General features: G+C 75.6%; 22 protein-coding genes. 6 read left to right on the top strand and 16 right to left on the bottom strand.

Annotated elements, in window-relative coordinates; all coding sequences use genetic code 11:
- Positions 1 to 306: 306 nt before the first annotated feature.
- Positions 307 to 1,416 (bottom strand): winged helix DNA-binding domain-containing protein, encoded by a 1,110-nt coding sequence (locus ACFZP7_RS27460; protein WP_385636380.1) that lies wholly within the window; start codon positions 1,414 to 1,416, stop codon positions 307 to 309.
- 209 nt (positions 1,417 to 1,625) lie between these two features.
- Here ACFZP7_RS27460 and ACFZP7_RS27455 point away from each other — a divergent pair, with 209 nt between their 5' ends.
- Positions 1,626 to 2,540, top strand: a complete 915-nt coding sequence (locus ACFZP7_RS27455; protein WP_030978372.1) for a polysaccharide pyruvyl transferase family protein — start codon at positions 1,626 to 1,628, stop codon at positions 2,538 to 2,540.
- A 57-nt stretch (positions 2,541 to 2,597) separates the two neighbouring features.
- Positions 2,598 to 2,906 (top strand): DUF3040 domain-containing protein, encoded by a 309-nt coding sequence (locus ACFZP7_RS27450; protein WP_046250680.1) that lies wholly within the window; start codon positions 2,598 to 2,600, stop codon positions 2,904 to 2,906.
- A 146-nt stretch (positions 2,907 to 3,052) separates the two neighbouring features.
- Here ACFZP7_RS27450 and ACFZP7_RS27445 read toward each other — a convergent pair whose 3' ends face one another.
- The 12 genes from ACFZP7_RS27445 to ACFZP7_RS27390 form a co-directional block, all read right to left on the bottom strand.
- Positions 3,053 to 3,949, bottom strand: a complete 897-nt coding sequence (locus ACFZP7_RS27445; RefSeq protein WP_019330126.1) for a glycosyltransferase family 2 protein — start codon at positions 3,947 to 3,949, stop codon at positions 3,053 to 3,055.
- On the bottom strand, positions 3,946 to 4,881 hold the full coding sequence (locus tag ACFZP7_RS27440; protein WP_385636378.1) for a glycosyltransferase family 2 protein: 936 nt from the start codon (positions 4,879 to 4,881) through the stop codon (positions 3,946 to 3,948). Before ACFZP7_RS27440 ends, ACFZP7_RS27445 begins: the two co-directional genes overlap by 4 nt.
- Positions 4,878 to 6,053 carry a glycosyltransferase family 9 protein gene (locus ACFZP7_RS27435; protein ID WP_385636375.1) on the bottom strand — a complete coding sequence of 392 codons (1,176 nt, stop codon included), beginning with the start codon at positions 6,051 to 6,053 and terminating at the stop codon, positions 4,878 to 4,880. The genes ACFZP7_RS27440 and ACFZP7_RS27435 overlap by 4 nt, the downstream gene beginning before the upstream one ends.
- Positions 6,054 to 6,184: 131 nt before the next feature.
- Complete coding sequence (gene rfaE2, locus ACFZP7_RS27430) at positions 6,185 to 7,603, bottom strand: D-glycero-beta-D-manno-heptose 1-phosphate adenylyltransferase (RefSeq protein WP_210901480.1); 1,419 nt, start codon at positions 7,601 to 7,603, stop codon at positions 6,185 to 6,187.
- A complete protein-coding gene (locus tag ACFZP7_RS27425; RefSeq protein ID WP_031022402.1) occupies positions 7,600 to 8,205 on the bottom strand; it encodes an SIS domain-containing protein in 606 nt (201 codons plus the stop codon). The genes rfaE2 and ACFZP7_RS27425 overlap by 4 nt, the downstream gene beginning before the upstream one ends.
- Positions 8,205 to 9,422, bottom strand: a complete 1,218-nt coding sequence (locus tag ACFZP7_RS27420; protein WP_019330121.1) for a glycosyltransferase family 1 protein — start codon at positions 9,420 to 9,422, stop codon at positions 8,205 to 8,207. The genes ACFZP7_RS27425 and ACFZP7_RS27420 overlap by 1 nt, the downstream gene beginning before the upstream one ends.
- Positions 9,419 to 10,369: a glycosyltransferase gene (locus ACFZP7_RS27415; RefSeq protein ID WP_220672337.1), complete on the bottom strand. Its 951-nt coding sequence runs from the start codon at positions 10,367 to 10,369 to the stop codon at positions 9,419 to 9,421. Before ACFZP7_RS27415 ends, ACFZP7_RS27420 begins: the two co-directional genes overlap by 4 nt.
- On the bottom strand, positions 10,366 to 11,355 hold the full coding sequence (locus ACFZP7_RS27410; RefSeq protein WP_046250068.1) for a glycosyltransferase family 9 protein: 990 nt from the start codon (positions 11,353 to 11,355) through the stop codon (positions 10,366 to 10,368). Before ACFZP7_RS27410 ends, ACFZP7_RS27415 begins: the two co-directional genes overlap by 4 nt.
- A complete protein-coding gene (locus ACFZP7_RS27405) occupies positions 11,352 to 12,023 on the bottom strand; it encodes a D-glycero-alpha-D-manno-heptose-1,7-bisphosphate 7-phosphatase (RefSeq protein ID WP_385636372.1) in 672 nt (223 codons plus the stop codon). Before ACFZP7_RS27405 ends, ACFZP7_RS27410 begins: the two co-directional genes overlap by 4 nt.
- Complete coding sequence (locus ACFZP7_RS27400) at positions 12,020 to 13,054, bottom strand: glycosyltransferase (RefSeq protein ID WP_385636370.1); 1,035 nt, start codon at positions 13,052 to 13,054, stop codon at positions 12,020 to 12,022. Before ACFZP7_RS27400 ends, ACFZP7_RS27405 begins: the two co-directional genes overlap by 4 nt.
- A complete protein-coding gene (locus ACFZP7_RS27395; protein ID WP_385636368.1) occupies positions 13,051 to 14,691 on the bottom strand; it encodes a carbamoyltransferase in 1,641 nt (546 codons plus the stop codon). Before ACFZP7_RS27395 ends, ACFZP7_RS27400 begins: the two co-directional genes overlap by 4 nt.
- Before the next feature lie 183 nt (positions 14,692 to 14,874).
- Positions 14,875 to 15,867, bottom strand: coding sequence for a UDP-glucuronic acid decarboxylase family protein (locus ACFZP7_RS27390; protein ID WP_030977761.1), 993 nt, complete (start codon positions 15,865 to 15,867; stop codon positions 14,875 to 14,877).
- A 129-nt stretch (positions 15,868 to 15,996) separates the two neighbouring features.
- Between ACFZP7_RS27390 and ACFZP7_RS27385 the strand changes: the two genes are divergently transcribed.
- From ACFZP7_RS27385 to ACFZP7_RS27375, 3 genes are all read left to right on the top strand, one after another.
- Positions 15,997 to 16,785, top strand: coding sequence for a polysaccharide deacetylase family protein (locus ACFZP7_RS27385; protein WP_385636365.1), 789 nt, complete (start codon positions 15,997 to 15,999; stop codon positions 16,783 to 16,785).
- 30 nt (positions 16,786 to 16,815) lie between these two features.
- A complete protein-coding gene (locus ACFZP7_RS27380; protein ID WP_385636362.1) occupies positions 16,816 to 17,256 on the top strand; it encodes an SRPBCC family protein in 441 nt (146 codons plus the stop codon).
- An 85-nt stretch (positions 17,257 to 17,341) separates the two neighbouring features.
- Positions 17,342 to 18,223: an endonuclease/exonuclease/phosphatase family protein gene (locus tag ACFZP7_RS27375; RefSeq protein WP_385636360.1), complete on the top strand. Its 882-nt coding sequence runs from the start codon at positions 17,342 to 17,344 to the stop codon at positions 18,221 to 18,223.
- 9 nt (positions 18,224 to 18,232) lie between these two features.
- On the opposite strand, the gene ACFZP7_RS27370 is transcribed toward ACFZP7_RS27375, so the two are convergent.
- From ACFZP7_RS27370 to ACFZP7_RS27360, 3 genes are all read right to left on the bottom strand, one after another.
- On the bottom strand, positions 18,233 to 19,384 hold the full coding sequence (locus ACFZP7_RS27370; protein WP_385636357.1) for an XdhC family protein: 1,152 nt from the start codon (positions 19,382 to 19,384) through the stop codon (positions 18,233 to 18,235).
- A 91-nt stretch (positions 19,385 to 19,475) separates the two neighbouring features.
- Positions 19,476 to 20,933 (bottom strand): NCS2 family permease, encoded by a 1,458-nt coding sequence (locus ACFZP7_RS27365; protein WP_220672545.1) that lies wholly within the window; start codon positions 20,931 to 20,933, stop codon positions 19,476 to 19,478.
- Between the two features lie 199 nt (positions 20,934 to 21,132).
- Positions 21,133 to 21,255, bottom strand: a complete 123-nt coding sequence (locus ACFZP7_RS27360) for a hypothetical protein (RefSeq protein WP_019330109.1) — start codon at positions 21,253 to 21,255, stop codon at positions 21,133 to 21,135.
- 287 nt (positions 21,256 to 21,542) lie between these two features.
- Between ACFZP7_RS27360 and ACFZP7_RS27355 the strand changes: the two genes are divergently transcribed.
- Positions 21,543 to 23,252 (top strand): PucR family transcriptional regulator ligand-binding domain-containing protein, encoded by a 1,710-nt coding sequence (locus ACFZP7_RS27355; protein WP_031022425.1) that lies wholly within the window; start codon positions 21,543 to 21,545, stop codon positions 23,250 to 23,252.
- Positions 23,253 to 23,369: the final 117 nt, after the last annotated feature.

Here is a 23,369-nt window from a genome sequence, read left to right as displayed (position 1 = left end):
TCATTGGGCCGGTCCCGCGGCCGGTTCTAGCGTGTGCACGTGCCGCTCGCCCGGGCATACGGGGGTCTGTCCCGAGACCCCCGTGCAACCCCCCACTCCGGGCGACCCCCCACCGGCAAAACCCGAGGAGACTCATGTTCGGGCTCTTCCGCACCAGACCTGCCGCTCCGGCCGGCGCCGCGCGTCCGTGTCCGCAGCCGCCGCCCGCGGCGCACCACCCGCGCAGGACTCCCGAGTGACCCTCGGGTGACAGACCAGGGGGCGCTGCGGGCCTCCACGAGCGGCCCGCAACGCCCCCTCTCCACGTCAGCCGCGCACCGTCCCGAAGCGGACGGCGTACGTGCTCCCCGGATGCAGGGCCGCGAGCATCCGCTCCCCCTCGGCCACCACCTCGTCGCGGCGGGCCCCGGTCAGGGGGCCGAAGGGTTCGACCACGAGGGCGTCGTCGTCCAGCCGCCACAGCCCGGCCACGAAACCGTCGACCAGCAGGACGCGGTAGGCCGTGTTCTTCGCCCAGGTGCGGCCCTTGTACGCGGGCGGCACGAGGCGGGTGCGGTCGGCGTGGGAGAGGAGCAGGTTGTCGAACTCGGGCAGGAAGCGCGGCGGCGCCGGCGTCTCCGGGTCGGGCCGGGGCGCGTCGGGCAGGTCGAACAGCTCGGTGCCGTCCGGGGCCCGGAAGGTGACGAGACGCGGACGGAGCCGTTCGAAGGCGTCCCTGAGGCGGGTCAGGCCCGCCCAGGTCTGCATGTCCTTGACGGAGGCGGGCCCGAAGGCGGCGAGGTAGCGCAGCACCGTGTCGTCCGGGGCCGGGGCGGGCGTCGCGGGGCGGCCCAGCCAGTGCTCGGCGGTGGTGAGCGTGACCTGGCCGCTCCTGCCCCACAGGCCGCGCGGCGTGACCTGCACCAACGGCAGCCGGCAGCGGGCGGCGACGGAGAGGGCCTGCGGGTCGGCGTCGGGCCACTCGGCGAGCAGCGCCTCGCGCAGCTGCCCCATCGTGCGGGGCTCGGCCTCGACCAGCTCACGGGCGAGGACGGCGAGCCGGTCCAGGTCGACGCCGACGAGCCCCTTGCGGAAGGCGCCCAGTTCCCGGTCGCGGGCGGCCTGCACCAGCGGGCGCAGGGTGAGGCAGTCGTCGGCGGTGTGGGTGTGGAGGGTGGAACGCAGGGTGACGAGGCGGGCGACCCGCCGGTCGGCCATCGGCGCGGACAGGTCGTCGGGCGTGAACCCGTCGAGGCGGGCGGCGAGCGCGTAGTACGGGGGCTTCACGTTCTGCGCCTGGAGCCCGACGAGGTGGGCGACGGCGGCCTCGGCGGACAGCGACGCGCGGCGCAGCAGCAACTGGCGGGCCAGGGTGGCCCGGTTGAGGGCGCGGAGGCCGAGGACGGGGGCCGACGTGGTGCGTGCCTTGGTCGTCATGCCGTGCACGGTAACCGCGGTCGCGGACGGCCGGTGACCGCGAGCCCGCACAGCGCGCCGGGGGCCGTCGGTTCGGTCCCCGGTCGGGTCGAAACGGCCGGTGCCCCGCCGCTGCGGGGCCGGGCCGGCCTCCCTCGGGGACGCCGTCACCGCGCACGCCCGGGTCCGCCGGTGATTGCCGCACCCCCCGCGGGGCACCCGTGCGCACTGTGCACGGACGAGACAGGATCCTGGTGACCGGCTGGTTCAGCTTCCTGCACGGGGAGGCGACCGCCGGGGACGTGCTGGCGCTGCGGCGGGTCGAGGAGGTGCTGCGGGAGGCGGGCCTCGCGTACGACGTCGTGTGGAGCCCCGGTTTCCGGGCGGAGGGGACGCATTTCGAGGACCTGGACCCGGCGGCGTACTCGCGGCTGGTCTTCGTGTGCGGGCCCGCGCACGGGTGGCAGGTCGAGGAGCTGCACCGGCGGTTCGCGCACTGTGTGCGGATCGCCGTCGGCGTCTCCGTGATCGACCCCGGCTCCCCCGCCGTCACCGGTTTCCACCGGGTGCTGGCCCGGGACGCCGAGGGCACCGGTCCGACGCTGGACCTCGCCGCCCGCGCGCCCGCGCTGCCCGCCAGGCCGGTGGCCGGGGTCGTCCTCACCCACGGCCAGCACGAGTACGGCGGGCAGCGGCGGCACGAGGAGGTCGCCGCGGCGCTGACCCGCTGGCTGGCCGGCAAGGACTGCGCCCGGCTGGAGCTGGAGACCCGGCTCGACGCGCACGACTGGCGGCTGTGCGGCACGCCGGCCCAGCTGGAGGCCGTACTGACCCGGCTGGACCTGGTCGTCACCGACCGGCTCCACGGGCTGGTCCTGGCGTTGCGGGCCGGGACTCCGGCGCTGGCCGTGGACCCGGTCGAGGGCGGCGCGAAGGTGACGGCGCAGGCCCGGGCCTGCGGCTGGCCGGCGCTGGTGGCCGCCGAGCGGCTCACGGAAGAGGCGCTGGAGCACTGGTGGCAGTGGTGCCTCACCGGCGGCCGGAGCGAGGCCGTGCGGATCGGCGCCGCCTTCCGGTCGGCGGACGCGGAGGCCGACGCGGCGGACGGTCTGGTGGCGGCGCTCGGGGCGCGGCCGGTCGGTTAGCGCCGGGTCGGCGCGGGCACTCGGTGGACCGTCGGTCCGCCGCCGGGAGGAGACATCGTGAGCATCGACCGACTCCCCGAGCACGAGCAGCGCGTCCTCGACGAGGTGGAGCGGGAGCTGAGCCGGGACCGCCGGCTGGAACGGCGGCTGCGCACCCTGCGCCTCAGCCGCTGTCCCGACCTCACCCGGTTGGCGGCCTACCGCCCGCGCACCTCGACGGTCCTGCTGCTGCTTGTCCTGTCGGTGACCCTGCTGGTCACCGGCATCGCGACCGCCTCGCCCGGCGTGATCTGGGCGTTCGCCGCGGTGTGGCCGGTGACGCTGTTCGCGTCGTTCCGGCTGCTGTGCCGGTGGACCGAGGGCTGAGGTGGCGTCCGGGTCTCGTCGCGGACCCGTCCGGGCCTCGTCCCCCTGACCCGTCCGGGAGTGTGGACCGGCCCCGCGTCCCCTCGGCGCGGGGCCGGTCCGTGTGGGGTGTGGTCCGTCGGCGGCCGATGTGGCGCGGCCGAGCGTCAGCCGGTGTAACTGCGGGCCGTGGAGTCCCGTTGGGCGGGTTCCAGCGAGCGCAGTCGGGCCTCGACCTCCGGCGGCAGCACCCGGCGTTCCCGCAGCACCCACGGCAGGGCGGCCGTCGCCTCGGCGAAGGCGCGCAGGGACGCGGTGTCGCGGGGGACGGTGCGGGCCAGGTGGAGGGTGCGGCGCAGGGCCGGGCCCGCCGGGCGCCGCAGCCAGGTGAACCACAAGGTGTTGCGGATGCCGTGGGCCCGGCGCAGGGTCGCGTCCCGCACCGTGGAGGGGTGGTGGTGGATCGTCAGGTGATCGGCGTACGTCAGCCACCAGCCGTCCGCCGCCAGGTCGGCGGCGAGCAGTTCCTCCTCGCCGCCCAGCCACAGCCGGGGGTGGAAGCCGCCCGCGGCCCGGAAGGCGTCGGTGCGCAGCACGGTCGCGGCGGCGAGGAAGGACCCGAGGGCCGGGCCCGGGAGCCAGTCCGGGCGGGGCACGGGCGAGTCGCGCAGCTCCTCGACGATGGGGTCCTCGGTGCCGTCCGGTTCGACGAGGATGCGGGCGGTGACCGTCCCGACCGCCGGGTAGCGGTCGAGCAGGTCGGCGGCCCCGGCCAGGGAGCCCGGCGCCCACCAGGAGTCGTCGTCGCAGAAGGCGACGTAGGGGGTGCGGACGTGCCGCACGGCCAGGTTGCGGCCGACGGCGCCCAGGTTGCGGCCGGGACGCAGCAGCCTGACCCGCGGGTGGTGGCGGGCCACGGCGGAGGCGGTGCCGTCGGTGGAGGCGTTGTCGGTGACGATCACCTCGGGCCGTTCCGGGAGTTCGGCGAGGCGGTCCAGGGTGCGCAGCAGTTCGGGGCGCCGGTTGTGGGTGATGACGACGACGGTGGTCCGGGTGTCCGTCATGAGGTCGCTCCGTTCACCGTGTCCAGGAGGCGGGCGGCGCGTTCCACGTGCGGGGGCAGCGGCCGCCGGGCGCGCAGGGCGGCGGGCAGGCGGGTGAGCGTCTCGCGCAGGGCCCGCCGGGCGTGCGGGTCGTGGCGGGCGTCGGCGGCGAGGTCGCGGGTGCGGGCCAGCGCGTGCGGCAGGGGCCGGCGCAGCCAGGCGGTGAGGAGTTCGTTGCGGCGTACGACGGCGGAGCGGCCGGTGCGGGGGCCGGGGTCGGGGTGGTGGTGGGCGGTGACGTCGGGGCAGTGGGTGACGCCCCAGCCCCGGGCGGCGAAGTCGTAGGCGAGCAGGGTCTCCTCGGCGCCGAAGAAGAGCAGGGGGTGGTAGCCGCCGACGTCGAGGTAGGCGGTGCGGCGGGCGACGGCGGCGCAGCCGAGGAAGCCGAGCACCTGGGTACCGGGCAGGTCGGTGGCGGTGCCGAGCGGGGAGCCGGCGAGCAGGTCGTTGAGGGGGTCGGCGGCGCCGGCGGGTCCGACCAGGGTGCGGGCGGAGAGCAGGCCGAGCCTCGGGTGCGCGTCGAAGTGCCGGGCGGCGACCACGAGGGCGCCGGGCGCCCACCAGGAGTCGTCGTCGCTGAACGCCACGTACGGGGTGTCGAGGGCGCGGACGCCGTGGGTGCGGGCGAGGGCGCCGCGGTTGACGGGCAGGGTGATCACCCGGACCCTCGGGAAGTCCCGGGCGAGCATGGCGGCGGTGTCGTCGGTGGAGGCGTTGTCGACGACGAGGACCTGGGGCCGCTCCGGCAGGGCGAGCAGGTGGCGGACGGTGACGGCGAGGCTCGCCGAGCGGTTGCGGGTGGCGATGACGACGCCGACGGGGGCGGGTGCGGTGCGTTCGGCGCGGGCCCGTTCCCGGGTGGTCGACGGGCCGCGGTCGGTGGCGTGGTTCATGGTGCGGGTGCCTCTCCCAGGGCGTCCAGGACGTCGAGCGCGTCCAGGACGTCGTCGGTGCCGATCCGCAGCAGCGCGGGGTCGGTCTCGGTGCCGTGCGGGTCGCCGTCCGGACCCGGGTGCCACAGGGCGCGGTGGCGGGGGTGGTCGGGCGGTCCCCAGCGGCTGGGCGGTACGGGGCCGAAGAGGGTGACGGAGGGCGTGGCGTGGGCGACCGCGAGGTGGGCGATGCCGGTGTCGCCGCTGACGACGGCGCGGGCGCCGGCCACCAGGGCGGAGAGCCGGTCGTAGGGCAGGCCCCCGCCGAAGACGTCCGTGTCGGGCAGGCGGGCGAGCTTGGCCAGCCGGGCCACGAGGTCGCCCTCGTCCGCTCCCCCGGTCACGACGACCCGGCGCCCGCGGGCGCGCAGGGCCTCGGCCACGGCCGCGTAGCGTTCCACGGGCCAGCAGCGCGAAGGGGCGCCGGCGCCGGGGTGCAGGACGACGGCGCCGGGCGCGGGGGACGGTGCCGTCGGGCGCGGCAGCCGCAGGTCCGCCGGGTCGGCGTCGATGCCGTACGCCGCCAGCAGCCGGCACCACCGGTCGCGTTCGTGTTCCTCGGCGTACCAGGGCGGTCCCTCGATCTCCGGTGTCCCCGGGTGCGCGAACGCCATCAGCTTCCCGGGGCGCAGTCCCGCCAGGAGCCGGTGGCTGGGCGGCCCGTTGCCGTGCAGGTCGACGGCGACGTCGGGCGGCGGGCCGGTCCAGTCGAGGGCGCGCGGGACGGCACGGCCGGGTTCGGCGGCGGGCAGCAGCCGGTCCACGGCTCCGGTCGCGGCGACCACGGGGGCCAGTTCGGCCGGGGTGGCCAGCACCAGTTCGTGCGCGGGGTAGGCGCGCCGCAGCGCCCGCAGCGCCGGTACCCCGGCGAGCAGGTCGCCGAGCCCGAGGGCCCGCAGCACCAGCACCCGGGGGCGCGGCCCGGCGCCCTCCTGGCGTCGGCCCGGCGTGCCGTAGCGCACCGGCTCGTCGGCGCCGCGCGCGCCCGGCGGGTGCGCCGCCCCGCCGGTGGGCGGACGCGCGGCGTCCCCCGTGCCGGGGCGGCCGGCCCGGGGCGGGGGGTCACCCGGTACGGCCCGGCTCGCGGACGCGGCGGGTCCGGCACCGTCCGTGCCCGTGGCACCATCGCCCACCGGCGCCCGCCCCGGAGCCGGCCCGGGGGGCGTCCGGTGGGTGCCGGCGGGGGGCGGGGGCGTCGGCGCGCCGGCGCGGGACGGTGGTGCCGGGGCCCGGTCACGGGCCGCCGGGTCCGGGGTGCCGTGGGTCATCGCACGCCCTCCGCCGCGCGTGCCATCAGGGCCGTCGAGGAGCGGCCGTCCAGATAGGGCAGGAGCACCGCCTGGCCGCCCCATTCCTGGAGCAGGGCCGCCTCGGGGAGGTCCGCGCCCGCGTAGTCGCCGCCCTTGACCCACACGTCGGGGCGCAGGTCGCCGAGGAGGCGTTCGGGGGTGTCCTCGTCGAAGACGGCGACCGCGTCGACGCAGGCGAGGGCGCGCAGGACCCGCACGCGGTCGGCGAGGGGGTTGACGGGGCGGCCCTCGCCCTTGCGGCGCTGGACGGAGGCGTCGGAGTTGACGCACACGACCAGGCAGTCGCCGAGCCGCCGGGCGGCCTGCAGGAGGCCGACGTGTCCGGCGTGCAGCAGGTCGAAGCAGCCGCCCGCGGCGACCACCGTGCCGTGCTGGGCGCGGATCCGGGCGGCCAGGGCGTGCGGGTCGTCGGTGTCGGGCGGGGCGGCGTCCCGCGGGCCGTCCCCGGCGGGCGGCAGGGCACCGGCGCCGCCGGCGGCGACGAAGGCCGTGGCGGCGCCCACCGCGCCCTCGACCGCCTCCCCCACCAGCGCCCCGTCGGCGAGCAGCCCGGCGGCGGTGGCGGCGAAGCGGTCGCCCGCGCCGCAGGAATCGCCGTGGTGGGCGGCGGGCGCGGGGACGAGGAGGGGGTGTTCGCCGTAGGAGAGGAGGGCGCCGCGGGAGCCGAGGGTCACGGTGACCGCGGCGACCCGCCAGTCGCGTACGAGGGCGGCGGCGTGGTGCGCGGCGGCGCGCAGGCCCCCGCCCGGGTGGCCGTCGCGCGGTGCGAAGCCGTGGGCCTCCTTCTCGGCGGGGGTGACCAGCCGGGTGCCGGGCACCGGCGGACCGCCACGCGGGTGCGGGTCCCAGACCAGCGGCGGGCGGGCGGCCAGTTCGTCGCGCAGGACGTCGGCGGCTCCCCGGCCGTAGTCGGAGACGAGGACGGCCCGGGCGGAGCGCAGCACCGCGCGGGCCTCGTCGGTGGCGGCGCTCGCCCGGCCGCCGCCGCGGTCGAGGCGGACCACGGGCCGGTCCTGGGCCAGGACGCGGGTCTTCTCGGGCAGGGTGCCGGTCAGGGGCAGCGGGACCAGGGTCAGCCAGGGCTCCAGCAGTTCGCGCAGGGCCCGGCCGGCCGGGTCGTCGCCCAGCCCGGTGATCAGGGTGACCTCGCGGCCGTCCCGGGCGGCGAGGTACGCGGCGAGGGCCGCGCCGCCCGGACGTACGCGTTCGGCGCACTCGGCGACGACCGGCACCGGTGCGTCGGGGGCGAGCCGGTCGGCGGAGCCGGACAGGTCGCGGTCGAGCAGGGCGTCGCCGACGACGACCAGGGGTGCCCTGCCCGCGCGTCGTCCGGCCCCGTTCCCCGTCGGGCGTCCCCTCGTGCGTCCCGTCACCTCGCCGTCCTCCGTCCGTTCCCGGACACGCCCCTTTCCAGGGCCGCGTCGAAGGCCGCGCAGATCATGTGGACGGCGACCAGGTGGATCTCCTGGACGGTGGCGGTCGAGGCGGCGTCCACGCACAGCGACTCGTCGCTGCCCGCCATCAGCGGATTGGGGGCGCAGCCGGTCAGCGCCCACACCCGTACGCCGGCCGCGCGGGCCGCGTCGGCGGCGGAGAGCAGGTTGGCGCTGGCGCCGGACGTGGAGAGCAGCATCAGCACGTCGCCCTCGCGGCCGTGGGCGCGGACCTGGCGGGCGAACACCTCGTCGACGCCGTAGTCGTTGGCGATGGCGGTCGTGGAGGAGGTGTCGGCGTGGAGGGCGATGGCGGAGAACGGCGGACGGTCGTCGCGGTAGCGGCCGACGATCTCGGCGGTCAGGTGCTGGGCCTGGGCGGCGCTGCCGCCGTTGCCGGCGGCCAGCAGCCGGCCGCCGCCGCCGAGGGCGGCCGCGAGCCGTTCGCCCCAGCGCTGGGTGACGTGCGCGTGGGCGCGGAACGCCCGCAGGGCGTCCTGGAGTTCGTCGCAGTGGTCCACGACGGGCGGGTGCACGGTCATCAGGCGACCTCCTTCGACAGGGCGTGGTCGGCGAGGGTCAGGCGGTACACCTGTTCCGCGCCGTCGGCGACGCGCGCCCACGTGTAGTGCCTGAGGACCCGTTCGCGGCCGTTGCGGCCGTACTGGCGGCGCAGCCGTTCGTCGGCGAGGAGTTCGCGGGCGGCGTCCGCGATGGCGCCGGGGTCCTGCGGGGTGACCAGGCGGCCGGTGGTGCCGTCGGCGACGGAGTCGCGGTGGCCGCCGACGTCGGTGGCGAGGACGGGTACGCCGCAGGCCATCGCCTCCAGCGGGACGATGCCGAAGGGCTCGTAGACGGGGGTGCACAGCACCAGGTCGGTGCTGCGGAGCAGGGCGGGCATGTCCTCGGGGTCGACGGCGCCCAGCAGCCGGACGCGGTCGGCGACGCCGGTGCGGTGCGCGAGCGCGGTCAGGCGCTGGGCCTCGGGGTCGGCGTCGAGGCCGCCGGCGGGCGGTCCGCCGGCGATGAGGAGTTCGGTGTCGGGGATGTCGGCCAGGGCGCGGATGGCCTGGTCGTAGCCCTTGCGCGGCACGAGCCGGCCGCAGGCGAGCAGCCGGTGGCGCTGCTTGCGGTCGGGGGTGCGGCCGGTGTCGGCGGTCGGGCTGAAGTGTTCGGCGTCCACGCCGCAGGGCACGACGGACACCTGGCGGGGCGGTACGCCCATGTCGCCGAGTTCCACGACCTCGTCGGTGCAGGTGGCCAGGACCCGTTCGCAGGAGCGGCCGATCTGCCGTTCGATGCCGATGCGTTCGTAGGGGCTGGTGTCCCGCATGCCCTGGTGGCGCCGCTTGACGGTGCCGAGGGCGTGGAAGGTCTGCACGAGCGGGATGCCGAGGGGCCGGGCGCCGATCTGGGAGGCCATGCCGGACATCCAGAAGTGGGCGTGCACGACGTCGGGCCGCTCCCGTGCCCAGGCGCGGGCCAGGTGGGCGCCGAAGGCGGGCATGTGCGGGAAGAGTTCGTCCTTGGGGACGGCCCGGGGCGGTCCGGCGGGCACGTGCTCGACGACCGCGCCGCCGGGCAGCCCCACCCGGTCGGGCAGGTCCTGGGCGTCGCGGCGGGTGTAGACCGTGACGTCGTGGCCGCGCTTGGCCAACTCCTCCGTGAGACGGGCCACGTAGACGTTCTGTCCACCGGCGTCGACGCCGCCGAGCGCGGCGAGCGGGCTCGCGTGCTCGGACACCATGGCGATCCTCATCGGGTCACCTCCTTCAGCAGCCGCTCCCAGTCGTCCAGGAAGCGGGACAGCCCGTAGCGGGACAGGGCCGCCGCACGGGCCCCGTCGCCGACGGTCCGCGCGTGCAGCGGGTCGGCGAGGAAGTCGCGTACGGCGTCGGTCAGTACGTCGATGCGGTTGGAGACCACCCCGGCGCCCGGGGGCACGGCCTCGGTGACCTCGGTGGTGGCGAGGGCGACCACGGGCATGCCCAGGTGCATGGCCTCCAGCAGGGACAGGCCCAGGGAGGTCCAGCGGACGGGGTGGACGTAGACGCGGCGGCGGGCCAGCTCGGTGTGCAGGTCGCTCTGGGGCACGTCCCGCGTGCGGCAGCGTTCCGGGTCGACGCCGATGTGCTCGGCGAGGCCGTCGGTGCGCATGCCGAACACGTCGAGCGGGGCGGCCCGGGCGAACTCGGGGAGCAGGTCGGTGCCGGTCGTACGGCCGCGTCGGATCGGCTCGTTGACGACGACGGCGGCGCGTTCCAGCTCGCCGGTCCAGCGGTGGCCGGGGTCGACGATGCCGTGCTCGATGACCGTCGTCTCGGTCGGACCCGCGTCCCACATCAGCCGGTTGAAGTGGGTGACGTGGACGAGGGTGACGCCGGGGAGGTCGGCGGCGGGGTGGCGGGTGTCGGGGACGTCTCCGTCGGGGGCGTTGTGCTCCAGGTAGACCATCGGCGGGCGGCGGCCCAGCCACCGGTCGACCAGGGCGACCTCGTGCGGCCGCTGGACGATCACCAGGTCGACGTCCTCGTCCCGCAGCCGCTCCGGCGGTACCTCGACGACGGAGTCGGGCCAGTCCCAGGTGCGGGCGCGGCCGAGGCCGTCGGGTCCGCGGTCCGGGGTGACGGGGACGAGGTAGGTGTGCGGGCCCTGCACGAAGGCCGTGGTCCACGACCCGTGCACGTGCCAGATGAGGATCCTCATGCCTCCCCCAGGAGTTTCTCGACGGCGGCCGCCACGTCGGTGGCCGTGACGGTGTTCAGGCAGGGGTGGCCGGGGACGGGGCAGTCCCGGGCCCGGCTGTCGGCGCAGGGCGCGTCCTGGTCGCCGAGCAGCACGTACGGGACGCCGTACGGCCGCCAGCGCTCCGCCGGTACGACGGGGGCGAACAGGGACACCACCGGGGTGCCGACGGCCGCCGCGAGGTGGGCGGGCGCGGTGTTCCCGGTGACGACGACGGACGCGCCCGCGAGGACGCCGGACAGCTCCGGGGCCTCGGTGCGGCCGCCGAGGTCGATGCCGTGCCCGCCGGCCACGTACGCGGTGAGGTCGCGCTCGTCGGGGCCGCCGGTGACCAGGACGCGGTGCCCGGCGGCGGCCAGTTCGCCCACCGCCTCCGCGCAGCGCTCGGCGCTCCAGGCGCGGGCGGGGACACTGGCGCCCGGGTGCAGGACGACGTACGGGCCGGCGCCGGTAAGGTCGCCGACGGGGGGCGGTGTGCGCACCCGCAGCCGTCCGTCGTCGGGCCGCGGGAAGCCCGCCGCCTCCGCCAGGTCCAGCGCCGCCTCGGCCTCGTGGGCGTGCGGGGCGCGCTGGTGGCGCAGGTCGAGCAGGGAACCCGGGTAGTCCACGCTGTCCGCGGCGATGTGGGCGACGCCCGCGAGGCGCAGGACCAGGGCGGTGGGCAGCGGGGACTGGTGGAAGGACGTCAGGACCAGCGCCGTGTCGGCGTCGATCCGGTCGACGAGGGCGTCGATGTCGGCCCGGTCGACGTCGGGCGGCCGGAAGCCGCCCCACGGGGCGTCCCAGACCAGCACCTCGTCCACCCCGGGCAGCAGCCGGGCGGCGGGCGCGCCGCGCGATCCGCACAGCAGGGTGACGTGGTCGGCGCGGGCGGCCACGGCCCGCACGGCGGGCCCGGCGAGCAGCACGTCGCCGAAGCTGTCGAGCCGGGTGACCAGTGCCTTCATCGCGGCCTCCCTCGGGTGTCGACGGCGGCACGCGAGCGGTCCGCCTCGGCGCCGGGGACGGCCCGGCGGGGGACGTGGGCGGAACCCGGGGTGCTCGCGTCGAACGCCGCCTCGATGGGCCGCTCGTCCACCAGGACCCGGCCCTCGGGCGGACCGTCGAGGACGGCCCGTACGGCGGTCAGGAGGTTGGGGGCGACATGGGCGGCGGCCGTGGTCTCCTCGGGGCGGGTGCGGTCGTTGGGGACGAGGATGCCGTGGGCGCCGGCGTGTTCGGCGGCCTCCAGGTCCGCGCCGATGTCGCCGATGACGACGCAGTCGGCGGGCGCGGCGCAGACGCGGCCGGCGGCCCAGAGGATCATGCCGGGCCGCGGCTTGCGGCAGTGGCAGCCGTCGTCGGGGCCGTGCGGGCAGACCGCCCAGACGTCGAAGGGGCCGACGAGTTCGTCGATCCGCCGGTTGACGCGGCGGACGTCGGTGTCGGTGAGGAGTCCGCGGGCGACGCCGGACTGGTTGGTGACGACGCCGACGCGGATGCCGTGCTCGCGCAGCAGCGCCACCGCCTCGCGGGCACCGTCGACGGGCCGGACCAGGTCGGGGTCGCCGTTGTAGGGCACGTCGTGGACCAGGGTGCCGTCACGGTCGAAGAGGACGGCCTCGACGGGGCTCATGCGGCCACCTCCCGCCAGGCGGGGGCGTGGCGGTGCCGCCACTCGCCGGCCAGCCGGTGCCAGGTCGCGGCGGGCGGGATGAGCGCGCTGGTCGCCAGCATGGTGACGACCTCGTCCCGGGTGCGCGGTCCGGGGGCGATACGGGCCCAGGCGAACTTGGCGGTGCCCGCGGCCCAGCCGAGCCCGGCGACCGCGGCGGCCCGGGGGCGGCCGGCGACGGCGAGGGCGAAGGCGGCGAGTCCGGCAGCGGTGATCGCCGCGTGACGGCGGATGCGGCCCCTGGGGGCCACCGCCTTGGCCCACCAGTCGGGGCCGTGCAGCCGCCGCATCAGCGCGTCGTCGGCGTTGCCGCGCTGCTGCTTGAGGGAAACCCAGCGGGAGGCGTCCCGCACGGGGTGGCGGGTGGTGCGGCGGCCCCGCCGGATGCGCCAGCCCGCGTCGAGGACGCGCAGCGCCAGGTCGGCGTCCTCGCGGAAGGCGCGGGGGAAGCGCTCGTCGAAGCCGTGGACCTGCTTGAGCACGTCGGTGCGGTAGGCCATGTCGGCGGTGATCCACTGGGCCCGGGCGAGGCCGGCGGTGCCGCGCTCCCAGTCGGTGGGCCGGCGTTCACCGGGCAGCGGCACGGCGATCACGCCCTGCACGGCACCGGTGTCGGGGGCCGCCTCGGCGAGGTCCTGGACCAGTTGGTCGCACCAGTGCGGGCCGACCTGGACGTCGTCGTCGAGGAAGGCGGTCCAGGGCGAGGTCACCGCGCGGATGCCGGTGTTGCGGGCGGCGGCGGGGCCGCGGCCCCCGCTGCGCAGCACCACCGTGCGCTCGCGCAGGTCGCCCAGGACGGTCAGGGGGTGCTCCAGCGCCCGCGGGTCGGCGTCCGGTTCGGGCCGGTCGTCGACGAGGACGATCTCGTCGGGGCCCGGTCCGGTCGCGGCGGCCAGCGCGGCCAGGCAGTCGGCCAGCGTCCGGCGGGCGAGCGTGGGGACGACCACGGCGTAGCCGGTCCTGGCGCCGCCGGTCACGGGAGCGCCGCTCATCCGAACGCCCTCCCCCGGCGCACCGCGAAGGGTCCGATGGCCAGCAGGTCCACGGGCGCGGAGCCGAAGCACTCCAGGGCGTCGCGCGGGTCGTCGACCATGGGCCGCCCGGCGGTGTTGAGGCTGGTGTTGACGACGACGGGCAGTCCGGTGCGCCGCTCGAAGGAGGCCAGCATCCGCGCGACCAGCGGCTCGCGGCGCTCCTCGACGGTCTGGATGCGGGCGGTCCCGTCGACGTGCACGACGGCCGGGATGCGGTCGCGCCAGGCGGGGGCGACGTCGTGCACGAAGAGCATGTACGGGCTCGGGATCGGCCCGGTGAAGATGTCGGCGGCGCGGTCGGCGAGCACCATCGGCGCGACCGGCCGGAACTCCTCGCGTCCCTTGACGTGGTTGAGGCGCTCCAGGTTCTCCGCGCGGCCCGGGTGGGCCATCAGGGAGCGGTGTCCGAGGGCGCGCGGCCCGAACTCGCTGCGGCCCTGGAACCAGGCGACGACACCGTCGCGGGCCAGTTCCTCGGCGACCGTCTCGGCGATGTCGTCCGGCTCCTCGTAGGGGATCGCGGCCGTCTCCAGCCAGGCGCGGATCTCCTCGTCGCTCCAGCCGCGGCCGAGGTCGGCGCCGGGCATCGGCTCGGGTGCGGCGCCCTCCTGGGCGGCGGCGACGTGCAGGGCGCCGCCGAGGGCGGTGCCCGCGTCGCCGGCGGCCGGCTGCACCCACACGTGGCGGTACGGGCCGCGCGCGGCGATCTTGGAGTTGGCGACGCAGTTCAGCGCGACGCCGCCCGCCATGGTGAGGGCCTGGCCGCCGGCCTCGCGGTGCAGCCAGTGGACGAGTTCGAGGAGCAGTTCCTCCAGCACGGCCTGGGTGCTCGCGGCGAGGTCCGCGTGGTCCTCGGTCCAGTCCTCGCCCTTGGCGCGCGGCGGCGCGAGGGCCGCCCAGTCGATGCCGTGGGCGCGGAAGCCGCCGTCGCCGGTGGCGTGGACCCGCTCGCGCAGTCGGTCCGCGAACCGGGGTTTCCCGTAGGAGGCGAGGGCCATCACCTTGTACTCGTCGCTGCTGCGCAGGAAGCCGAGGTGCTCGGTCAGTTCCTCGTAGACCAGGCCCAGCGAGTGCGGCAGCGCCTGGGTGGCGAGGGTGTCGAGCTTGCCGTCGCGGTAGCGGCCGGCCAGGTGGGAGGCGGACTCGCCGCGTCCGTCGAGGACGAGGACGTCGTTGTCGGGGTGCGGTGAGGCCGGTCCGGCGGAGGCGGCGTGGGCCACGTGGTGCGGGACGAAGACGACCCGGTCGGGGTCGAGGCCGGGCAGCGCCTCGGCGAGGAACTCGGGTGCCCGGCGGGCGTATTCGAGCCGCAGCGGGTCCCAGGGGTCGTCCAGGCCCATCTCACGGGCGGGACGGGCCAGTTTGGGGTCGAAGGAGTACGCGACGGCGTCCAGTTCCTCCGGCCGTACCCCGGCGTGCTCCAGGCACCACCGCGCCGACAGCTCGGGCACCTCCCACGCCGAGAAGGGCACCGGCCGCTTGCCGTGCTTGCGCCGGCTGAAGCGCTCCTCCTCGGCGGCCGCGACGGTCCGCCCGTCGACGACGAGTGCGGCGGCCGGGTCGTGGAACAGGGCGTTGATACCGAGGATGCGCATGGGGTGTGCTCCGTCCCGGGGGACTGCTGGGGTCTCTCCGATTGACTGGGGTCTCTCCGGCTTCTGTGGCCTCTCCGGTCTCGCGGGTGCCGCAGGGCAGCTGGGTCAAACACTTGGAGACAACTCAATTCCGGAAATGAGCGCACTCATCACGGAAAGTGAGCAATCCGGGCATATTGCCCGCTATGCGGCCACGGCGTGCGCGAACCAGCCGATGGTCCGCTCCAGCCCCTCGCTCCAGCCGACCCGGGGCTGCCAGCCGAGCCGTTCCCGGGCCAGGGTCGTGTCGGGCTTGCGCCGTCCGGGGTCGTCGACGGGGCGGTCCACGAAGCGGATGCGGGAGCCGGACCCGGTGAGTTCGACGACGCGGCGGGCCAGCTCCAGCATGGTGATCTCGTCGGCGCCGCCGATGTTCATCGGCCCGGTCTCGGCGGAGGCGGCGAGGGCCAGGACGCCCTCGACGGTGTCGTCGACGTAGCAGAGCGAGCGGGTCTGGCCGCCGTCCCCGGCGACGGTGAGGGGCATGCCGTCCAGGGCCTGCGCGATGAAGGTGGGGACGGCCCGGCCGTCTCCGGTGCGCATGCGGGGGCCGTAGGTGTTGAAGATGCGGACGATGGCGGTGTCGGTGCCGTGCACCTGGCGGTGGGCGGTGACCAGGGCCTCGGCGAAGCGCTTGGACTCGTCGTAGACGCTGCGCGGGCCGATCGGGTTGACGTTGCCCCAGTAGGTCTCGCGCTGCGGGTGCTCCAGCGGGTCGCCGTAGACCTCGGAGGTGGAGGCCAGCAGGAAGCGGGCGCCGTCGGCGCGGGCCCGCTCCAGAGCGTTGCGGGTGCCGGTGCTGCCGACGTCGAGGGTCTCCAGGGGCAGCCGGAGGTAGTCGGCGGGCGAGGCCGGGCAGGCGAAGTGCAGGATCAGGTCGAAGCGGCCGGGCAGTGCGCGCAGGGCGGCCGGGTCGGTGGCGTCGGCCCGGACGAACCGGAAGCCGCGATGCCGCTCCAGTTCGGCCACATTGGCGCGCGACCCGGTGGCCAGGTTGTCGAGGCACACGACGTCCGTACCGGCGTCCAGCAGCCGGCCGCACAGGTGGGACCCCACGAAGCCGGCACCGCCGGTCACCAGGGCCCGGCGCCAGCGGCGTCCGCTCGCAGGGCTGTCCCGCAGGGGGCTCTCGCTCACGGGGTCCTCCTCACTCTCGCCGTCACGTGCGTGTCGGCTGAGTAACCCGGCGGGGACCACCACTACCCCGAACTCACATTCGAGGGGGGACTATAAACTGCGTATATACTCGCTGTGTATAGTCCTCGCATGCTTTCGCTGACCAGGAAGATGACGAAAACGGGGACCGGGTTGCGCGGCGCGGCGACCCTCGCGGCGGCCGCCTCGCTGACGCTGGCGCTGAGCGGCTGCACGAAACTGGAGACGACCTCGCCCAGCACCGTCCGGGGCGCGGCGGGCGCCCCGGCACGGGCGGCCGGGTTCGGCACCGTCGACTGCCGCCAGGCCAAGTGCATCGCGCTGACCTTCGACGCCGGACCGAGCGAGAACTCGGCACGGCTGCTCGACATACTGAAGGACAAGCAGGTCCCGGCGACCTTCTTCCTGCTCGGCAAGCGGCACATCGACACCTATCCCGAACTTGTCAGGCGCATGGCCGACGAGGGGCACGAGGTGGCCAGTCACACCTGGACGCACAAGATCCTCACCGACGCCGAACCGGACGAGATACGCGAGGAACTGGAGCGCCCGAACAAGGAGATAGAGCGCCTGACCGGCAAGCGCCCCACCCTGATGCGTCCCCCGCAGGGCCGCACCGACGACACGGTCCACGAGATCTGCCGGGAGCTGGGGCTGGCGGAGGTGCTGTGGAGCGTGACCGCCAAGGACTACAAGACCGACGACCCCGACCTGATCACCGAGCGCGTCCTCGACCAGTCCTCCCGGGACGGCATCATCCTGCTGCACGACATCTACGACGGCACGGTGCCGGCGGTGCCCGGGATCATCGACGCGCTCAAGGAGCGGGGCTATGTGTTCGTGACGGTGCCGCAGCTGCTGGCGCCCGGCAGGGCGGAGCCGGGCGAGGTCTACCGCTGATCCGCCGGCCGCGGTCCTTACGATCGTCGCGTGGCCGTCTTCTCGCTCGAACGCACCGCTCCGCTCCCCCTGGACGAGGCCTGGCGCAGGCTCACCGCCTGGCAGCGGCACGGGGACTCCGTACCGCTGACCCGCGTCACCGTCGCCACGCCCGGCCCCACCCGGCCGGGCACGGCGATCGTGGCCCGCACCGGTCTCGGCCCGCTCGCCTTCGACGACACCATGGAGGTGACCGTCTGGGAACCGCCCGAGGACGACTCCCCCGGCCGCTGCCGGCTGGAGAAGCGCGGCCGGCTGGTCGGCGGCTGGGCGGAGATCGAGGTGCGGCCGGGGCCCGGCGGCCGCACCCGGGTCGTGTGGCACGAGGAGCTGACGGTCCGTCTCCTGCCGTCCGCCTTCGACGGCGTCCTGGTCCGCGCGGGACGGTACGTCTTCGGCCGGACGGTGAACCGGCTGCTGCGGCACCCGTGAACCACCGGTGGCGCCCGGGGGACGGCATGCGGTCGCAACGGCGCCGCGCGCCACGCCGCAGCCGTTTCCCGCGTACCGTGCCGCCATGTCTGTCAGAGCGCACACCTACGTCCAACTGTCGGTCGCCGGGGCACTGTTGAGCCTGGCCGTCGCCGCGCCGCCCGCCTCCGCCGCCGGGCAGGGACACGCCGTCCCGCTGCGCGTGGCGACGTACAACATCCACGCCGGAACGGGCTCGGACGGCGTCTTCGACCTCGACCGGCAGGCCGCCGCGCTGCGCGCCCTCGACGCGGACGTGATCGGCCTCCAGGAGGTCGACGTCCACTGGGGCGCACGCAGCGGGAACCTCGACGTCGCCGGTGAGCTGGCCCGCCGGCTCGGCATGCGGGTGTCGTTCGCGCCGATCTACAGCCTCGACCCGGTGGAGGCCGGCGGACCGCGGCGCGAGTACGGCGTGGCGGTGCTGTCCCGCTTCCCGATCCGTTCGGAGACCAATCACGAGATCACCCGCCTGTCCACGCAGGACCAGAACCCGGTGCCGGCCCCGGCGCCCGGCTTCGGCGAGGTCACCCTCAAGGTCCGCGGGGTGCCGGTGCAGGTGTTCGTGACGCACCTCGACTACCGGGCCGACCCGGCCGTGCGGGTGGCGCAGGTCGCCGACACCCGGCGGATCATGGCGCGGGAGCGGGCCGCGCTGCCCGGGGCACGCCAGGTGCTCCTCGGCGACTTCAACGCCGAGCCGTCGGCGCCGGAACTGGGGCCGTTGTGGAAGGAGCTGGACGACGCCGGGACCGGCACCGGCCCGACCTACCCGGCCGCGGCCCCGGTGAAGCGGATCGACTACGTGGCGGTGGGCGACGGCGTGCGGGTGGAGGGCGCGGGCGTGCCCGCGGAAGCGACGGCCTCGGACCACCGGCCGGTGGTCGCGGACGTGTCCCTGGTCAGGAAGGGGCCGGGCCGGGACTGACCGGCCGGATCAGGCCACCGACCCGATCCGGCCCGCCGGGGACTGCGGGCCGTCGTGGTGGATGGGGGTGCGGGCGCCCGTCAGCGAGGCGCCCGTGCCGCCGCGGCGGGCCGCGACGATCTCGGCGGCGATGGACAGCGCCGTCTCCTCCGGGGTGCGGGCGCCGAGGTCGAGGCCGATCGGGGACCTGAGGCGGGCCAGCTCCAGGTCGCCGACGCCCGCCTCGCGCAGGCGCGCCTCGCGGTCCAGATGGGTGCGGCGGGAGCCCATCGCGCCGACGTACGCCACGGGCAGCCGCAGCGCCCGCCGCAGCAGCGGTACGTCGAACTTGGGGTCGTGGGTCAGGACGCACAGCACCGTGCGGGCGTCCACGTCGGTGCGCGCGAGGTAGGCGTGCGGCCACTCGACGACGACCTCGTCGGCGTCCGGGAAGCGGGCCGCGGTGGCGAAGACGGGCCGGGCGTCGCACACGGTGACGTGGTACCCGAGGAACTTCCCGGCCCGGACCAGTGCGGAGGCGAAGTCGATCGCCCCGAACACGATCATGCGCGGCGCGGGTGCGCGGGACTCGACCAGCAGGGTCAGCGGCGCTCCGCAGCGCGAGCCGCGCTCACCGATCTCCAGGGTGCCGGTGCGGCCGGCCTCCAGGAAGGCGCCCGCCTCGGACGCGGCGGTGCGGTCCAGCTCCGGGTGGCCGCCGAGACCGCCCTCGTGGGAGCCGTCGGGGCGCACGACGAGCGCGCGGCCGGTCAGCTCGGCCGGTCCGCTCACGACGCGCGCCACCGCCGCCGGCTCCCCGCGGGCGGCGGCGGACGGGGCGGCGGCGAGCACCGGCCGGACGGGATCGCCGACCCGTACCGGCATGACCAGGACGTCGACGACTCCGCCGCAGGTCAGACCCTCGGCGAAGGCGTCCTCGTCGCTGTGGCCGAAACGCCGCGGGACCGGCCGCCCGTCCCGCAGCGCCTGCCGGCACAGCTCGTACACGGCGCCCTCCACACAGCCGCCGGAGACCGAACCGACCGCCGTGCCGTCGGCGTCCACCGCGAGGGCGGCGCCGGGCGGACGGGGGGCGCTGCCCTCGACCGCCACCACGGTGGCCACGGCGAAGTCGCGTCCCTGCTCGACCCACCGGTGCAGTTCTTCGGCGATGTCCAGCATCCGTCGGTCTCCTCGGTCTCCTCGCCCACCTGCTCCGGCTGCCCGCCCGCACGTCCGTACGGCGGTGGTGGAGGGGTTCCCGAAGTCGCGGCTAGTGCACCCCCAGCCAGCTCTCGATCGGGGCGAGGGCGAAGTAGACGAGGAAGATCGCCGTCAGGGCCCACATGAACGCGCCGATCTCCCGGGCCTTGCCCTGGGCGGCCTTGATGGCGACGTAGGAGATGACTCCGGCGGCGACGCCCGCCGTGATGGAGTAGGTGAACGGCATCAGGACGACGGTCAGGAAGACCGGGATCGCGGTGGCGCGGTCGGCCCAGTCGACGTGCCGGGCGTTCATCATCATCATCGCGCCGATGACGACCAGCGCGGCGGAGGCGACCTCCTGCGGCACGATCGCGGTGATCGGCGTGAAGAAGAGGCAGGCCGCGAAGAACAGACCGGTGACGACCGAGGCGAGCCCGGTGCGGGCGCCCTCGCCGACGCCGGTCGCGGACTCCACGAAGACGGTCTGGCCGGAGCCGCCCGCGACGCCGCCGATGGCACCGCCGGCGCCGTCGATGAACAGCGCCTTGGACAGGCCCGGCATGCGGCCCTTGTCGTCGGCGAGCTTGGCCTCGGTGCCGACGCCGATGATGGTGGCCATCGCGTCGAAGAAGCCGGCCAGCACCAGCGTGAAGACGATCATGCCGACGGTCATGGCTCCGACGTCGCCCCAGCCGCCGAACTCTAGCTCACCGAAGAGCGAGAAGTCGGGCATGGAGACCGCGCTGCCGTGCAGTTCGGGCGCTCCGTTGGCCCACTGCTCGGGGTCGATGACACCGGTGGCGTTGAGCAGGGCGGCGACGATCGTGCCGGTGACGATGCCGATCAGGATCGCGCCGGGGGTGTTGCGCGCCTGGAGCATGAAGATCAGGAGCAGGGTGCCCGCGAAGAGCAGCACGGGCCAGCCCGCGAGTTCACCGGCGGGGCCGAGCTGGAGCGGGGTGGCCTCGCCCCCGTGGACGAACCCGCCCTTGACGAAGCCGATGATGGCGATGAACAGGCCGATGCCCATGGTGATGCCGTGCTTGAGCGCGAGCGGGATCGCGTTCATGATCATCTCGCGCAGCCCGGTGACCACGAGCAGCATGATGACCACGCCGTACATCACGCACATGGCCATGGCCTGCCCCCAGGTCATCTGGGGGACGACCTGGCCGGCGATGACCCCGGACACCGAGAGACCGGCGGCCAGGGCGAGCGGCACCTTGCCGACGAAGCCCATCAAGAGCGTGGTGACCGCCGCGGCGAGCGCCGTCGCGGTGATCACGGCCTTCTGGCCGAGGGTGTTGCCCGCGACGTCCTCGCCGCCGAGCAGGATGGGGTTGAGCAGGACGATGTACGCCATCGCCATGAAGGTGGTGATGCCGCCGCGCACCTCACGCGCGACCGTCGATCCCCGGTGGGTTATGTGGAAGTACCGGTCGAGCCAAGACCGGCCGGAGGGGACGCGGGAACCCGCGCCCGCGTCCTCGGCGGTGGTCTTGGGCTCCACGGACTGCTGGGTCATGGGGCCGTCTCCCAAGGTTCATAGGGGCACCCGCGCGAACCGCTGGGGCGGTCGCGGGATTTGGGATGTGCACGACCCGGGGGACGGCCCGAGACGAACGCATGGTGTGGTGCTGGCGGGCCCGCGAGCGGTGCGGGCCCCGGTGGTGCTCCGGGCGGCGCGGAGTGTGTGACGTTCCGTGCGCCGCCCGGAGGTCTGCTCACGCCGTGCCGGTGAGGTGTTCCGGACGTGGTGGCGTGCGGGCCTCGGCGAGAGGGGGCACGTCGGCCGGGATCGCCGGCGTGTCGAGGATCATGGGGCTGGCGGAGCGCAGGACGTCCATGACCGGCTCACTTCCTCGTCGTCTGGTGGGTCGTACGGTTCGAGCCATCCGGTGCGCCGCGGGCCGGGCTCGTTCATGTGCTGTTCATCCGGAGTGGGCCCAGTACACCGTCCGCCGCTCCACCAGGGTCAGTCGCAGAAACACTGAAGGAGTTGGCTGGCCAGGGCGGGCATCTTGTAGATTCGTATGAACGGAGGCCATCGGAAACCTCCCTGTTTTCCTCCGGCAACGGGCGACACAGCCGCGTGACCTGGAACACTTCGAGACAAAGAACGGCGGCGACGAGAATGCGGCTGCGCGCACTGCTGGACACCGATGCGCTGGGCCTCAAGCTGCTCGGCGGCGAGGACGAGCTGGACCGCTCCGTGCGGGGCGTGATGACCACCGACCTGCGGGACCCCAGCCGCTATCTGTCGGGCGGCGAGCTGGTCCTGTCCGGCCTGGCCTGGCGCCGGGACGCCGCCGACTCGGAGCCTTTCGTGCGCATCCTGGTGCAGGCCGGCGTGGCGGCCCTCGCCGCCGGCGAGGCGGAGCTGGGGAGCGTGCCCGAGGACCTGGTGGTGGCGTGCGCGCGGCACCGGCTGCCGCTGTTCGCGGTGCACGAGTCGGTGGCCTTCGCCACCATCACCGAGCACGTGGTCCGGCAGGTCTCCGGCGAGCGGGCCGGCGATCTGGCCGCCGTGGTGGACCGGCACCGCCGGATGATGACGTCCGGTCCGGCGGGCGGTGGGCCCGACGTGGTCCTCGACCTGCTCGGCTCCGACCTGGACCTGCGGGCCTGGGTGCTGTCGCCGACCGGGCGTCCGGTGGCCGGTCCGAAGGACGCCGGGCCCGCGCTCCCCGCCGAGGTGTGCGGGAAGCTGGCGGCGGAGCACCTGGCCGCCACCCGGGCGGGCCGGCGCGCGCCGCACCGGGTGCCGCTGGGCGGGACCACGTACAGCCTGTTCCCGGTGCGCGGCTCCGGGCACCCCCCGGCGACGGGCGCCGCGGGCCGCGCGCCGCAGGCGGCCGGGCCCGGGCGGGACGTGCGCGAGACGGTGCTGTCGGACTGGCTTCTGGTGGTGGAGGCGGACGCCGGGGACTGGGCCGAGGAGCGGCTCGACCTGCTGTACGGCGTCACCCAGCTGATCGCCGTCGAGCGGGACCGGCGGGACGCCGCCCGCACGGTGCGGCGGCGACTCGCCCAGGAGGTGCTGGAGCTGGTGCAGACCGGGGCGGCGCCCGCCGAGATCGCGGCCCGGCTGCGGGTGGCGGCGCCGGTGCTGCTGCCGGGCCTGGGCGCGGCACCGCACTGGCAGGTCGTCGTGGCCCGCGTCGAGTGGGAGGACGACGAGGCGGAGACCGGGCCGGTCGCCCAGACGCTGCTGGAGGAGATCCTCGTCGACCCGCTCGCCACCGGCCCCGAGCACTCCGACCGCATCGCGGTGGCGCACACCGGCGGCGAGGCCGTCGCCCTGGTGCCGCTGCCCGCGGTCTCCACCGAGCACGACGGCTCCGAGGCCGGCGTCCTCGCCGACGCCCTGCTGGAGTCCGTACGGGAACCGCTGTCGGCGGGGCTGGACGGCGACGGACGGGTCACCCTCGGCGTCAGCGCGGCCGTGCACTCGGCGGAGGGGCTGCGCGGGGCGCTGGAGGAGGCACGGCACGCCCGTCGGGTCGCCGCGGCGCGCGCCGGCCGGGTGTGCGCGGCGGGGCACCAGGAGCTGGCGTCGCACGTCCTGCTCCTCCCCTTCGTTCCCGACGACGTCCGCCGGGCCTTCACCGCCCGGCTGCTGGACCCGCTGCGGGACTACGACCGCCGGCACCGCGCCGAGCTGATCCCGACGCTGGAGGCGTTCCTCGACAGCGACGGCTCCTGGACGCGCTGTGCCACCCGGCTCCACCTGCACGTCAACACCCTGCGCTACCGCGTCGGCCGGATCGAGCAGTTGACGGGCCGTGACCTGTCGCGCCTGGAGGACAAGCTCGACTTCTTCCTGGCACTGCGGATGAGCTGAGGCGCGGGCCGCACGAGGCCCCTTCCCGGCGCCAAACCTCGGCGCCGGGAACTCCCACGACTTTGTGAAATCTTTCACCCACCCCCTTGGCCGGGCCGCCGTATCCGTGCTGAGATG

It is taken from the genome of Streptomyces sp. SudanB5_2050 (assembly GCF_964272335.1).
Taxonomy (GTDB): domain Bacteria; phylum Actinomycetota; class Actinomycetes; order Streptomycetales; family Streptomycetaceae; genus Streptomyces; species Streptomyces rochei.
Note: the sequence above shows the minus strand (reverse complement) of the source record. Positions and strands in the feature narration are given on the sequence as shown.